This is a genomic window from Cytobacillus oceanisediminis 2691 (assembly GCF_000294775.2).
Lineage (GTDB): Bacteria > Bacillota > Bacilli > Bacillales > Cytobacillaceae > Cytobacillus > Cytobacillus pseudoceanisediminis.
Genome location: NZ_CP015506.1, coordinates 3,436,196 through 3,450,104, shown reverse-complemented (window position 1 = coordinate 3,450,104; position 13,909 = coordinate 3,436,196). Strand labels below are relative to the sequence as shown.

Here is a 13,909-nt window from a genome sequence, read left to right as displayed (position 1 = left end):
AATGGGATTATATGCTAAATACAAAGGAAGAGATTCTGAACTTCCGCGACATAGAGAAAGAATCATGCATTCTATTGAAAAGGATTTGATACTTGATCAAAATGTATTATCTGTTTTTTATGGCGGTTCCATAGGAGAAAACAGTACGGATTTATTTTCAGACATTGATCTGCGGATTATCGTGAATGATAAGGTATTTGAGGAATATAGGCTTAATAAAAAGGAAAGGGCGAAAAAATGGGGAAATGTATTATTCTTCGAAGATAATCCCCGCGCATCACATACAGTTGCACACTATATTAATTTTATTAAAGTAGATGCATTTTATTATCGTTCCCAACAGCTCCAGCCATCTGTATGGCTTCAGAATATAAAGATTGTTCATGATATGGCTGGAGTAATGCTTGCATTATCGGAAAAGTCAAAAGGTTTAACTTACCAGCCCGCTCTTGAGGAAGTAGAAAGCTGGAGAAATAAATTTTTTGCCTATGTACATGAGATATACAGAAGAGTGAGCCGGGGGGAGATATATTATGCTCTGCACTGCCTGGACAATCTCCGGTTATCCATAGTAACAGCATGGCATATGGAAGCAGGGCTGCAGCCAAATACCTTTGGAGACTGGGCCAGATTGCAGGGAACAAGGAGCAAACTGGAAACCTGGCAGCTAAAACTACTGGAGGAATGGTTCAGCAGTCCGGAACCCTCTGAAATTATGAAGGTAATGACAAGCATGTTCCCGGAATTCAGAAGAGTTCATGCATGTCTTTGTCACAAGGTTGGGCTGGAAGAAAATGATGTTTTGGCGGAAAAGGTACTAGGAATGGTAAATTTAGACAAAGAAAGCAGGCGAGACCAATGGCGAAAGTAACCGGATTTGAATTAAACAGCCAGGAACCGGAAAAAGCAGCTGAGTTTTATTCCAATGTTTTCGGATGGGAGATTGAAGAACCGAATTGGGGATATTGGCCAGTCAAGACAGGGAATGACCAAAATCAAGCTGTAAATGGGGGCATCAGTAAAGGGCCAAAAGATTACCCTCATGGAACCCGTATTCAGATAGAAGTGGAATCGATTGACGAATCCATTTCTCTTGCAACGGAAAATGGGGCAACGGTGGTAAGGGACAAAATGGAATTTGATGATTTCTATCTTGCCTATCTGGTGGATCCGGTCGGGCTTGGGTTTGGGCTTATACAGAAAAAGGGATAAGAGTGATGTTTTAGTGGCGTCCCTCTTGCTTTCTGTCATGATAAAGGAGGATTTCAATATTCAGCCGCCTGGTAACGATTCCATGGGAATGGCGGAATACATGATTCAAGAACTAATAACGACGAAAAAGACGAAGGTCGAAGGAAAATGGGAGTTAATCGAGAAGAATAACGACGAAAAAGACGAGTGTCGAAGGAAAAATGGTAGTTAATCGAGAAAAATAACGACGAAAAAGACGAAGGTCGAAGGAAAATGGGAGTTAATCGAGAAGAATAACGACGAAAAAGACGAGTGTTGAAGGAAAATGGGAGTTAATCGAGAAGAATAACGACGAGAAAGACGAAGGTCGAAGGAAAATGGTAATTAATCGAGAGGAATAACGACGAAAAAGACGAAGGTCGGAGGAAAATGGTAGTTAATCGAGAGGAATAACGACGAAAAAGACGAAGGTCGGAGGAAAATGGTAGTTAATCGAGAGGAATAACGACGAAAAAGACGAAGGTCGGAGGAAAATGGGGGTTAATTAAGAATAATAACGACGAAAAAGACAAGGGTAGAAGGAAAATGGTAGTTAGTCGAGATGAATAATGCCCAAAACGACGAGGGCCGAAGGAAAATGGGAGGTAATAAGAAGAATAACGGCGAAAATCCGAGTGTCGAAGGAAAATGTAGTTAATCAAGAAGAATAATGACGAAAAAGACAAGGGTAGAAGGAAATGGTAGTTAATCCTGCGTCTCTTCAAAAAACGATTTCACAGGTATAGGTCCTAATGAGTCCCAATCTTACTGAAGTTAAAAAGGAGGCCATATTATGAGTATAGGTGCAAATTATCTAATGATCGTAAAGAAAAGATTCCAGGCAGTGAAGGAATTAGCGGATATAACCATTCAGCGGCTTTCCAATGAGGAATTGAATTGGGCTTGCAATGAAGAGTCCAATAGTACAGCGGTAATTATCAGGCATATGAGCGGCAATATGGTTTCACGGTGGACCAATTTTTTGACATCAGATGGAGAAAAGCCTTATCGAAACAGGGATGAGGAGTTTTCAACAGCCACAGCCACAAAGGATGAACTATTATTGATTTGGGAAAAAGGGTGGAAGGTACTGTTTTCCGCTTTAGATAGTTTAAAAGAGGAGGATCTGCTTAAAAATATCACTATTCGAGGCGAGAGCCATCTAGTTATGGATGCAATAGAAAGGCAGATGGCCCATTATTCTTACCATGTTGGACAGATTGTTTATATCGGCAAGCTATTAAAAAACGAAGAGTGGGAAAGTCTCAGTATTCCGAGAGGGAAATCCGATGAATTTCTTAAGGAAATGCTCGACAAGCACGATGCCGGAAAATAGGATAGGCAGTGCATTATTTGCAATTGAGGAGGGAAATCATTGAGTAAACTAAGAATATCGCTGGCGGCAGGCAACATTTTAATTTCCCTTTATATGTTAATCACCCAAAGCTTTGATTGGATTCCATTTAGTTCTTTTCTTTTAGGCATGTTAATGCTGGTGATAGGCTGGGAAGAGCTGAAGAAAGGCAAAAGGGGATTCTTTTTCATCAAGCTTCAAACATAATTAGCCTAATGGTATAATAAGGAAAAATCGAAAGAAGTGTTCTTTTTGGATCTTATGACGGGGAAAATCGTGTTTACTTCTTTATTTATTATCCTTATACATAGTATTGAAACACTGGCTTATGCAGTCCGATTATCGGGTGCCAGGGTCAAGCTGATAGCATCAGGGCTTTCTTTGTTCAGTACCATTGTCATTGTTTCACGAATGGCAAACATGGGGCAGCAGCCTTTGCTTGGCAGTATTATTGATACAGCGCCTGAACAAAACTTTCTCGTTTATGTGGAAAGCCAATTCAGGGTGTTAATAGGGGCATCCACAATAGGAACCATAATTGGAATTCTATTGCTCCCAACATTCATAGCCATTTTCTCAAGAGCGATTATCCGTCTTGCCGATGAGGAAGGGTCGGTTCCTTCATTACTGAAAATCGGGTTTAATTGGAAATCGGCAAAGAGAATGGTTAAACATTTTAAAATTCCGAGAATGTCCTATTTAAATGGGCTTAAACTTAGTGAAATTCCAAAACGGCTATTTTTATTCAATATGTTTGTAACAGCCATATATACAATTGGAGTACTGGCAGCCTTATATGCTTCCCTGCTTACAACGGCTAGCTCAAATACTGCTGTAATGGCATCCGGACTCATAAACGGTGTGGCAACGATTCTTCTATCCATTTTTGTGGACCCGAAAATTTCTGTTATGTCAGATAATGTGGTGCACGGGAAGGCCAAGTATTCGAATTTAAAAGGAATTTCGATTATGATGGTTACCTCCAGATTGATTGGAACAGTCCTTGCACAAATCATGTTTATACCCGGTGCATATTACATAGCCTGGGCTTCAAAGTTTTTTGTATAAAACATAAATAGAAACGGCACTGTCCATCCAGTGCCGTTTCCATTTAAATTTATATACTTTGGCTTTTTTTGCGCTTGTTTACATATTTGTAAGTGAACACTATAATGACTGCTGCAATGATGATCAGGGCTAGAGGCAGGGCATAGCTATTAAAAATTTCCTCTGCTTCTTTGTAGTGAGGGCCCAGTTTATATCCTAAATAAACATAGAATGCGGTAATCGGCAGCATTGCGAGGAATGTATAGATAGAGAACTTCCACACATTCATTTTGGCCATCCCGCATGGAATGGAAATCGCAGTACGGACAACTGGCATAAATCGGGCGAAGAAAGCTACCCCTGCGCCATATTTTTCAAAAAACTTGTCCGAAGCATCAATCTGTTTTTGAGAAACCAAGAAATATTTTCCGTATTTTAAAACCATTGGACGGCCGCCATATCTGCCCAATGCATATAAAGTCAGCGGTCCAATCGTTCCTCCCACTGTACCTGCTAATACGACTAAATAATAATTAAAGTCTCCCTGGAAGACCCAAAAGCCCGCCAAAGGAAGAACCACTTCTGCCGGGATAAATTCAAAGCATAATGAAAGCAAAATACCAAAGTAAGAAAACTGTTTTAAGAAATCAATAAAGCTGATGATAATTTCTGACATAGCCACACATCCTGTTGATTAATAAGAAAAGCGCTAGCGCCTTGCCCACGAATGAACGCAGACTAAGAACGCCACGTCCTGTGGCAACGTCTGCATGACCCACATCCTGTGGGCCTCAAGCACAAGACGAGCCTCACGGAAAGGCGTTCGCTTTGCCTTTTGGGGAGGATTGGCTTGTGACCTCGAGGGGGCATGCTGCTTGCGCTGGACAATTCACGAAATTAAAAGATATAAAACGTACATAAGTCAGTCTAACGGGTAATAGGAAAACAATCAAGTATTTATATAGACAGGCAAAAAAGAAACGGCAGCTGCCGTAACCGGAGCCGCCGTTTTTCCTAGCTTAATTGGGGCTTGCTTTTAAAAACTTCCAGATAATGCAGCTGGTGCCCATCTTTTTCGTGGACTTTAAATGTAAATCCATCTGCTTCAATCTCTGTTCCTATCTCTGCTTCCATATGCTGTGTCAGGAACCAGCCGCCGATTGTATCAACGTCTTCATGCTCAAAATCTGTGCCAAGCAGATTATTGACATCGTCTATAAGAAGCTTGGAATCCAGAATATAGTGGTTATCGTTAAGCTTTCTAATTTCAGGAACCTCATCTTCATCAAATTCATCACGGATTTCTCCGACAATTTCTTCAAGAATGTCTTCGACAGTCACCAATCCGGAAGTTCCGCCATATTCATCCATTAAAATGGCAATATGGATGCGTTCTTTTTGCATTTTGACTAGCAGGTCATGAATCGGAATGCTTTCAATTACATGGATAACCGGGTTAATAAACGAGTCAAGCTCAAGATTCTCCGGGGTGATCCTGTTTGTAAGACTGGCCGTCAGAAATTCTTTTACATTAATAAACCCTCGGATATTGTCCTTATCCCCATCTTCCACTGGATATCGTGTGTAATTCTCTCTCTGGATTGTTTGCATAATATCTTCTATTGTGTCATCAGAAGCAATCGTAATCATTTCAGTACGCGGAACCATGATTTCTTTTGCAATTCTTTCATCAAATTCAAAGATATTGTTCACGTACTTTAACTCATTTTTATTGATCTCACCGCTTTTATAACTCTCGGATAAAAGTATTCGCAGTTCTTCTTCGGAATGGGCGATCTCATGCTCAGAAGCCGGTTTTAAACCAAATATGCCAACCAGTACCCGAGCAGATCCGTTTAAGAACCAAATGAAAGGGAACATCAAACGGTAGAACCAAATAATCGGCGATGCGAACGCCATTGTAACAGCCTCAGCTTTTTGAATGGCAACGGTTTTTGGTGCAAGCTCACCTACAACCACATGCAGGAAGGTGACTAAAGCAAAGGCTATGCCGAAGGATAAAATATGGGTAAGCGATTCGGCAATCTCAAATCTTTCAAATACCGGGTGCAATAACTTTTCGACAGTAGGCTCACCAAGCCAGCCCAGCCCTAATGCGGTAATGGTTATTCCCAATTGACAGGCTGATAAATACTCATCAAGGTGAGTGACGACTCTCTTAGCTGAAATAGCCCTTTTATTGCCCTCAGCAATCAGCTGATCAATTCGGGAAACACGTACTTTTACAATCGCAAACTCAGTTGCTACGAAGAAGGCGGTTAATGCTATTAATAGTGCAATCAGTAATAAATTTATGGTTGTCAACGAGCAGTCTTACTAAAGTAAGACATACACCTCCTAAAATGGTTATAATCCTTATAAAGTTCACTACTTAAATTGTGCCCAAATAGATATCCATAATGCTCCAAAAACCCAAAAAAACGTTTTGGGACAGGATATCAGTTGAGCAATAAAAGCAATGTTTGAATTAATGATAAGCTTTCATGTGAAATATTCTTTTTGACATATTCGTATTTTTCGGGATCAGATTTTTTAAGCTGTGAAAGTGCTTTTGTCACATCTTCCTCCAGATCCTGAATTTTGAGCCTTAGTTCAAGAACATCTACCTCTTCAGAAAATCGGCCGATAACTTTTTTCTTTATTTCCTCCAGCGACAAACCATCCGCTTTACATTTTTCGATAAAAGCAATACGTTCGATGGCGGAATAATCATAATAGCGATAATTTGAAGGGGAACGTTCTGCTTTTAGCAGTCCGAGTGAAGTATAGTAATCAATCGTTCTCTTAGTAACCTTTGCTTTTTCAGCCAATTCTCCTATTCTTAACTTCTCAGCCCCATGAGGATTCCTCCAAACTGTTACGTGATGGTTATGAATCTAATTATACTAAAAAATAATAGAAAATCAATGAATTTGAATAATGAAACAAGCAGGGAGGAAGAGATTTCCACAAAAAAATAACACCGGATAACCGGTGCTATTTTGCATTCAGGCTTTAACGGCCTCTTTCTTTGCTTCCGTTTCCGCTACAATTACTGCACAGGCAGCATCACCTGTAATATTAACTGCTGTTCGCGTCATATCAAGCAGACGGTCAATCCCAATGATTAATGCGATACCTTCAACAGGAAGATTGACAGAGTTAAGAACCATCGCTAGCATAATCAAACCGACACCAGGCACACCAGCTGTACCAACGCTGGCAAGAACGGCAGTAAGGACAACCGTGATTAGCTGTGTCAATGTTAAATCAACATTATATACCTGGGCAATGAAAATAGTTGCAACTCCCTGCATGATGGCTGTTCCATCCATGTTGATGGTTGCACCGAGAGGCTGAACAAAGCTGCTGATTGATTCAGGAACTTTCAGATTTTTTTGGGCCGTATTCATGGAAATCGGCAGAGTCGCATTACTGCTTGATGTACTGAAAGCAACCCCCATGGCCGGCGCAAAGCCTTTAAAGAACCATAGCGGGTTTTTCTTTGCAAGTAAAGCAATAGAACCTCCATAGGTTAAAATCGCATGTATAAATAACGCAAGAAGAACTACGATCATATAAAGTCCCATAGCTTTAATGGCACTTAGACCCTGACTTCCTACAGCAGAAACGATAAGTCCAAACGTTCCATAAGGAGCGAACCTCATAACCAGGTTAACAAGGTACATCATCATGTCATTGCCTTGTTCAATAAGGTTTAATATGCCTTTTGTTTTATTGCCGAGCATGGTTAATGCAAATCCGACAAAAATAGAAAAAGTGATAATCTGAAGCATATTGCCTTCCGTGAAGGCTTTTACCGGATTGGTTGGAATAATATTTAATAGTGTCTCTGAGACAGGAGGAGCTTCCTTCGATTCGTACTCCACGTTTGTTACGTCGAATTCACCAACGTTTCCTGGCTGGAAAACAGCTGCCAAAGCAAGACCTATGACGATTGCAATGCTGGTGGTAACCAGGAAGTAGGAGATTGTCTTAATCCCAATTCTTCCCAACTTCTTAGGATCACCGAGGCCTGCTGTTCCAAGGGTGATGGAAAAGAAGACGATCGGAACAACCAGCATATTGATGAGATTTAAAAAGATTTTTCCCAGCGGAGTAAACAAAAACTTGTCAAGCTCGGGGAAAATGCCAGGTGCAAATAAATTAATCAACAGCCCTGTGATTCCCCCGGCGATCAAAGCAAGAATAATTTTAGTAGATAATTTCATACACGTTCCTCCAATGAAATAAATGATGTAAAAAAATGTAAATCTCGCACAAAAAATATTTTGCCTTTCCTATATTACCCCCAAAAAACATAAACCTAACTAAAAAAGGCAACAAAAAAACACAGAGGTAATAACCACTGTGCATTTATGCAGTGTTCCCTCTCAACACGCTTACGAGGTTAGCTGTCGGGTTCGGGTCTTGAGAGTACCCTACCTATAAAAGGATTCACCCCAGGTACTTTTATTAAAAAAGTACAGTTGGTTCCCCCGCTCAATTAAGATTAAGCGAAAATTATTAATGTTTTTTTAATATATTAACAATAATCATAAAAGTTGTAAATCATACGATTTTCTTATCTAGGTTTACTAAGGTTACTATCATTCAAATAGTAATTTAATAGGAAAGGTCAATTTGGTTTTTAGCAATAAGATTAGAAGTTAAGCCAGCTTAAAAGAGGATGTCTTTTTTTGTCTTTCACTTTTAGTTCCTTCTTATTCAGCTTGTCTTCATGTTCGGCCAGCCACTCTTTTAACTCTTCTTTGTCCTTGCATTGCGTATAATAAGTCTCGCCGTTTTTCCCAGTGGCACTTACAACATATCTGCATGTATTTCCCATAAAGCACCCTTTTCAAAGTAATTTCTTTTAGAATTATAACAAGATTTATGACAATGTCCACCATTATTTTTTAGGATTATGAGTATATTGGCTTTGGGGATATTGCTGATGAAAATATGCCTGAAAAAATCCAGCTAAGATATCCGCTGGATTAATGTCGCTTCTGCATTTATCCTATTGGTCCGGCAGCTTATTGATTACTGGGAAAGTTTTTTCCTGTTGTCAGCTCCAGTGGGAATGGCCTTTCTTATCTGCGCAAAACTGTAATAAAGCCGTCGAGAATCTCATGACTAACAGTAACCCCTTTGAGAGTATAAAATTCAAGAGCCTCTGTATTCCTATTTGATACATAGATAAAATAATCTTCCACATCTTTAAATTGGATTAACCATTCCATCGGCATGTTAAAAAGAACTGATCCAATTCCATATTGTCTGTAGCATTTTTATAAAGAATTGAGATAAGCAGCCAACATGCCTTTTCCCGACTGAAGTCAGATCAAAAAAAATGGCGAAATCATTGGAGCAGGCTTCCTTAGGAGAAACATTGGAATAGACATAGCCCGCGATTTCTTCATCGTCCTTAACGATCTCTATATAATTATGTAAAGATGATTTTACGGATGGAATCATTCTAGTTTCAAAATTCATGCTGTCAAAACGCTCAGGTGTTATATGTGCCTTAGATTTCTGAAAAGCCATCAGCTTATTGCATAAATCCCGGCAAAGTCTGATTTTCTCTTCTGTTATCACTTCATATTTTAAATTCATCCTATTCACCCCTAGTTAAATTTTAAATTGGAAGGTCTTCATTCGTCCAAAAAAGAGGGAATTTATCCTTGATAGAGAAGTTTATCTTAAAACTAATATAAAAAGAGGGACCATAATGATTAGGGAAATTGATATTAAAGATCGAAAAGCTGCTGTGCAAGTTCTAAGTGTCCAGCTTCCTGCGTATAAAATTGAGGCTGAAATCATTGGATGTCCTGATTTACCGCCTTTGAAGGATACGGCTGATGACTTGCGAATAACCGGAGAAACCTTCCTTGGGTATTTTATAGGTGAAAAATTATGCGGTGTGATTTCTTTTAAAGAGGAAAATAATGTTTTAGATATTCATAGACTGATTGTGCATCCTGAACATTTTAGAAAGGGAATTGCACAAAAGCTGCTGAACTTCATTGAACTGAGGCCGATGAATGAAAAAATGATTGTCACAACAGGCTCTAAGAATACCCCTGCTGTCACTTTTTATTTAAAGAATGGTTTTAAAGAGCTGAAGAAAATGGAAATAAATGAATCACTGACTATTACTGCTTTTGAAAAATATTTATAAAATACTAAAAGATTAAGCGACTCTTTCATTTGGAGGAATCATCCTCTTTAAATCCGTTATATGTTTTATAGAGTCTGCTATTACTGTCCCGCATTGCTTTAGGTCAATGGAATATTACTTAAAGGGGAATACTCATGTTATTTAGGGATTATGATAAAAGGTTAAGGTCTGTAATTAAAAATGTTGGTTTTTCCGGTGTCGTACTTGTTAAAGAAAAGGAGGAATTGATCCTTCAATTAGCAGAGGGGGATGCTGATCGAGCAAACAAAACCCAAAATAACCCAGGTACCAGGTTTGGCATCGCCTCCGGGTGTAAGATTTTTACGGCGGTTAGCATTTGTCAATTGGCCGAGAATGGATTCATATCATTCGAAACAAGACTTAATGATGTATTGAAGGATGTTTTTCCCTTATTTGATGAGACAATTACCATTCATCACCTGTTAACCCATACATCCGGAGTGCCCGACTATTTTGATGAGTCAATTATGGATGATTTTGAGGAGCTGTGGAAAGAAAGGCCAATGTATCTATTAAATCATCTGAGAGATTTTCTTCCTATGTTCCAGAATAAAAAGATGATGTTTAAGCCCGGGGAGAAATTTCATTATAATAATGCCGGATATATACTTTTGGGTTTAATTATAGAGAAGAAGACAGGACTGAGTTTCCAGGATTATATTCATTCCCAAATTTTTGAACCATGTGGAATGAAGGATTCAGGCTTTTTCCGATTTGACAATCTTCCTGAAAATACAGCAATTGGTTATATAGATAATGTAGAAGATGGGACATGGAGAACCAATATTTATTCATTGCCCATCAGAGGCGGTTCTGACGGAGGAGCCTATGTTACTGCTCAGGATATCATCTTATTTTGGGAAGCATTGTGTAATGATAAGCTCATGAGCGGGGAGTATACTGAAAAGCTGATGTCCCCGCATGCCAAAGCAGATGAGAATGAGTATTACGGCTACGGATTATGGATCAAAAAGAAAAACGAAGCCATCTTCAAATATCACCTCATGGGCTATGACCCGGGAGTCAGCTTTCATTCTGCCTATTACCCTGAAAGCGGGATAACCCTTGTGGTGCCATCAAATAAATCATATGGGCCATTTACTGTAATGAAAGAAATTGAAAAGGACTTTTAGATGAGCTATGTACAGGTGCTTATTTTTTGTATCTAATCGGGTCTGTTTATAAAGGAGCGGTTATATGAATTTTAATTTAAGAGAAGCTATTGAGATTCTTGAACGTACACCCCATACGCTGGATGCATTACTAAGCGGTCTATCTTCGGAATGGCTTAATGGCAATGAAGGGGAAGGCACGTGGAATGCTGCCGAAGTGGTTGATCATTTGATTGATGGCGAGGAGAAAAATTGGATTCCACGGCTGAAATTTATTCTGCAGGAAGGGGAAAGCAAGCCCTTCCCCCCATTTGACCGCTTTGCTCATTTAAATGTGTCAGAGAGTCTATCACTTGAAGAAAAGCTTGAAGTCTTTAAGACCCTTAGAATGAAAAATTTGGCCATGCTTAGGGGTATAACTGATCTGGAAATTCATTTCGAAAAGACAGGGCTTCATCCAGCATTTGGACCAGTCAGAGTCAGGGAATTGATTTCCACTTGGGCTGTGCATGACCTTACGCATATTTCACAGATTTCTCGAGTATTGGCAAATAGATACAGAACTGATGTTGGTCCTTGGATTGAGTATCTGGGCATTTTAAAAAAGTAAGCACTTTAAAAAAATTGCATCAAAGTTAAGTTTGTAAATTCTGTGTGAAAAGTAAACTTTTGGGACCAAAACCTCATGATATGGCCGAAGGTGTTCATTTATACTTGTGTGGAATTGTGACTTTTCAGATTATTTAAGTCCATTCAAAAAAATATGGAGGCGAATGAATGCTGAATCGTAAGAAAAAAGGCCTGCTGTTAACTTTTATTCTGGTTACTGTCATTCTGATCGTGATGCAGCCCATTCAAAATTCTATAACTAGGGCAGCTGCCGGGGATGGCTCCTGGACATCACCTTATTCCGTTTCACAGGGAATCAATACTCAAAACAACTCTTCCAAAACTGTTCAAGGCTATGTGGTTGGACAGCCGACTGCGGCAAATACGGTTATTTCAAGCCAGTTTCCTAATGACTATGCTTTGGCCCTGGCGGATAGTCCATCAGAGACCAGCACAGCTAAGATGCTTTATGTTCAAATTCCTTCCACGTTTCGCTCTGCTTTCGGCTTAAAATCCAATCCATCCTTGATTGGAGAAAAAATTAAGGTAACCGGAACACTTACCGCCTATTTCTCTCATCCCGGGCTAAAAGATGGGACGGCCTTCGAACAAGCTGGTGATGGAACAGTCATTCCCGGCCCTGAACCAGGAGGATATTATGATGCTGCAAACGGAAAAACAGGGGAGGCTTTAAAAACAGCCCTCCACACTATCATTGATGATCACACGGAAATTTCCTATTCGAATGTATGGGAAGCACTGCGTGAGACAGATGAAGATCCTGCCAATCCCAATAACGTCATTCTTTTGTATACTGGCCGCTCTCAGGGGAAATTCACCAATGGTTCTGGCGTCAATGATTGGAACAGGGAGCATGTTTGGGCTAAATCTCACGGGGACTTTGGAACAGCTATGGGTCCGGGAACAGACTTGCATCATTTGCGGCCAACAGATGCTTCAGTAAATAGCTCGAGAGGGAATCTTGACTTTGACGATGGGGGCACCCAGCATTCAGAGGCACTGGGAAACTACTATGATTCAGATTCCTGGGAACCCAGGGATACAGTAAAAGGCGATGTTGCGAGGATGCTTTTTTATATGGCTGTCCGTTATGAAGGAGACAGCGGAGAAGTGGATCTGGAGCTAAACAATCAGGTCAATAATGGCTCTGCTCCTTATCATGGCAAAATGTCTGTCCTGCTTGAGTGGCATAAGGAAGATCCGGTAGACGATAACGAGCGGAGAAGAAACGAAATCATCTATTCTGATTACCAGCATAACCGCAATCCATTTATAGATCATCCCGAGTGGGCATCAGCAATTTGGGAATAATCTTCAGGAAAGCACTTTCCGTTACTGGGAAGTGCTTTTTATTTTACTTACTTTGAAAAAAAGATTGACAAGAGATTTCCATGGGAGTAATTTATATTTATTAATTTCATAGTAACCTTTTTGCTGAATCATTATGAGCGGGGGAACCAATTTTGATAAACCTGGTTTATCTTGGGGTGAATCTTAGCATATTAAGGCTAAGAAGGGATACTCTCAATCCCTAATCCGACAGCTAACTCCGTAAGCCGAATCGAGGGAAGGGTTGATGGAAACCATTGGCCATTCTTTTTTTAAGAGTGGTTTTTTTGTGTTCATTTTCAAAAAGAAGGGAATTTCTTCAATGAAAAAACAGTATGCAGTATTTGGTTTAGGCCGCTTTGGCGGAAGTCTCGTAAAGGAATTTCATGAATTGGGAGTGGAAGTGCTCGCAATTGATGTAGACCAGGAGAAAGTAAATCAATACGCACAGTTTGTGACATATGCAGTTCAAATCAATGGCATTGATGAAGCTGCCATAAAGCAATCAGGGATAAAAAATATCGATCATGCATTTGTTTCATTTGGTGAAAACATTGAGTCCAGTATATTGACATCCTTGTTATTAAAAGAAATGGGGATTCCAAAGGTGTGGGCAAAGGCACATAATGAGTATCATGCCAGGGTGCTCGAAAAAATTGGCGTTGATCGTGTTATCCACCCGGAGCGGGATATGGCTAAGCGGATTGCCCACCATATTGTTTCGGAAAAAATGATTGATTATATTGAGCTGTCTGAAGATTACAGTATGGTTGAGATTGTGGCTACAGATAAAATTGCCGGAAAATCCCTTTCTGAATTGAATATTAGGGCAAAGTATGGCTGTAATATCGTGGGGATTCAGCGCGGGAAGGAAATAATCGTTACTCCATCAGCTGAAGAGGTTATTTTAAAGGGCGACGTCCTGATTGTAATGGGACACAATAAAGGGATTGGCAGATTTGAGAGGCATGGAGTATAAGCCTTGCCGATAAAAAAATACCA

Annotated in this window: 18 protein-coding genes and 2 riboswitches; of the genes, 11 read left to right on the top strand and 7 right to left on the bottom strand. The window is 39.8% G+C overall.

The window, feature by feature from the left end; genetic code table 11:
- The first annotated feature begins 1 nt into the window (after position 1).
- From A361_RS17340 to A361_RS17315, 6 genes are all read left to right on the top strand, one after another.
- A complete protein-coding gene (locus A361_RS17340; RefSeq protein WP_009333646.1) occupies positions 2-871 on the top strand; it encodes an aminoglycoside 6-adenylyltransferase in 870 nt (289 codons plus the stop codon).
- The gene (locus A361_RS17335) at positions 859-1,212 is read left to right on the top strand and encodes a VOC family protein (RefSeq protein WP_009333647.1); all 354 of its coding nucleotides are present in this window, start codon (positions 859-861) and stop codon (positions 1,210-1,212) included. The genes A361_RS17340 and A361_RS17335 overlap by 13 nt, the downstream gene beginning before the upstream one ends.
- Positions 1,213-1,237: 25 nt before the next feature.
- Positions 1,238-1,423 (top strand): hypothetical protein, encoded by a 186-nt coding sequence (locus A361_RS17330; RefSeq protein ID WP_009333648.1) that lies wholly within the window; start codon positions 1,238-1,240, stop codon positions 1,421-1,423.
- Between the two features lie 600 nt (positions 1,424-2,023).
- On the top strand, positions 2,024-2,566 hold the full coding sequence (locus A361_RS17325) for a DUF1572 family protein (RefSeq protein ID WP_009333649.1): 543 nt from the start codon (positions 2,024-2,026) through the stop codon (positions 2,564-2,566).
- A 39-nt stretch (positions 2,567-2,605) separates the two neighbouring features.
- A complete protein-coding gene (locus tag A361_RS17320; protein WP_019382659.1) occupies positions 2,606-2,791 on the top strand; it encodes a hypothetical protein in 186 nt (61 codons plus the stop codon).
- Between the two features lie 45 nt (positions 2,792-2,836).
- Complete coding sequence (locus A361_RS17315; RefSeq protein WP_019382660.1) at positions 2,837-3,652, top strand: lipid II flippase Amj family protein; 816 nt, start codon at positions 2,837-2,839, stop codon at positions 3,650-3,652.
- Positions 3,653-3,701: 49 nt separating this feature from the next.
- On the opposite strand, the gene A361_RS17310 is transcribed toward A361_RS17315, so the two are convergent.
- The 7 genes from A361_RS17310 to A361_RS17285 form a co-directional block, all read right to left on the bottom strand.
- Positions 3,702-4,307: a DedA family protein gene (locus A361_RS17310; RefSeq protein WP_009333652.1), complete on the bottom strand. Its 606-nt coding sequence runs from the start codon at positions 4,305-4,307 to the stop codon at positions 3,702-3,704.
- 338 nt (positions 4,308-4,645) lie between these two features.
- On the bottom strand, positions 4,646-5,956 hold the full coding sequence (locus A361_RS17305; RefSeq protein WP_019382661.1) for a hemolysin family protein: 1,311 nt from the start codon (positions 5,954-5,956) through the stop codon (positions 4,646-4,648).
- 134 nt (positions 5,957-6,090) lie between these two features.
- Positions 6,091-6,462, bottom strand: a complete 372-nt coding sequence (locus A361_RS17300) for a MerR family transcriptional regulator (RefSeq protein WP_009333654.1) — start codon at positions 6,460-6,462, stop codon at positions 6,091-6,093.
- 177 nt (positions 6,463-6,639) lie between these two features.
- The gene (locus A361_RS17295; RefSeq protein WP_019382662.1) at positions 6,640-7,863 is read right to left on the bottom strand and encodes a dicarboxylate/amino acid:cation symporter; all 1,224 of its coding nucleotides are present in this window, start codon (positions 7,861-7,863) and stop codon (positions 6,640-6,642) included.
- 152 nt (positions 7,864-8,015) lie between these two features.
- Positions 8,016-8,161: riboswitch (cyclic di-AMP (ydaO/yuaA leader) on the bottom strand.
- Between the two features lie 133 nt (positions 8,162-8,294).
- Positions 8,295-8,480 carry a hypothetical protein gene (locus A361_RS17290; RefSeq protein WP_009333656.1) on the bottom strand — a complete coding sequence of 62 codons (186 nt, stop codon included), beginning with the start codon at positions 8,478-8,480 and terminating at the stop codon, positions 8,295-8,297.
- Between the two features lie 247 nt (positions 8,481-8,727).
- Entirely contained in the window at positions 8,728-8,877 is a 150-nt protein-coding gene (locus A361_RS30960) for a hypothetical protein (protein ID WP_236887901.1), read from the bottom strand.
- A gap of 7 nt (positions 8,878-8,884) precedes the next feature.
- The gene (locus A361_RS17285) at positions 8,885-9,250 is read right to left on the bottom strand and encodes a hypothetical protein (RefSeq protein ID WP_226280748.1); all 366 of its coding nucleotides are present in this window, start codon (positions 9,248-9,250) and stop codon (positions 8,885-8,887) included.
- A 115-nt stretch (positions 9,251-9,365) separates the two neighbouring features.
- Here A361_RS17285 and A361_RS17280 point away from each other — a divergent pair, with 115 nt between their 5' ends.
- The 5 genes from A361_RS17280 to A361_RS17260 all read left to right on the top strand — a co-directional run bounded on the left by A361_RS17280 (position 9,366) and on the right by A361_RS17260 (position 13,886).
- Positions 9,366-9,815, top strand: coding sequence for a GNAT family N-acetyltransferase (locus tag A361_RS17280; RefSeq protein ID WP_009333659.1), 450 nt, complete (start codon positions 9,366-9,368; stop codon positions 9,813-9,815).
- 134 nt (positions 9,816-9,949) lie between these two features.
- Positions 9,950-10,969 (top strand): serine hydrolase domain-containing protein, encoded by a 1,020-nt coding sequence (locus A361_RS17275; protein ID WP_019382663.1) that lies wholly within the window; start codon positions 9,950-9,952, stop codon positions 10,967-10,969.
- A gap of 64 nt (positions 10,970-11,033) precedes the next feature.
- Positions 11,034-11,558 (top strand): DinB family protein, encoded by a 525-nt coding sequence (locus A361_RS17270; RefSeq protein ID WP_019382664.1) that lies wholly within the window; start codon positions 11,034-11,036, stop codon positions 11,556-11,558.
- Between the two features lie 167 nt (positions 11,559-11,725).
- Positions 11,726-12,889, top strand: coding sequence for an endonuclease (locus tag A361_RS31510; RefSeq protein WP_019382665.1), 1,164 nt, complete (start codon positions 11,726-11,728; stop codon positions 12,887-12,889).
- Between the two features lie 111 nt (positions 12,890-13,000).
- A riboswitch (cyclic di-AMP (ydaO/yuaA leader) is annotated at positions 13,001-13,151 on the top strand.
- Positions 13,152-13,229: 78 nt separating this feature from the next.
- Entirely contained in the window at positions 13,230-13,886 is a 657-nt protein-coding gene (locus A361_RS17260; RefSeq protein WP_026041776.1) for a potassium channel family protein, read from the top strand.
- The last annotated feature ends 23 nt before the right edge of the window (positions 13,887-13,909 follow it).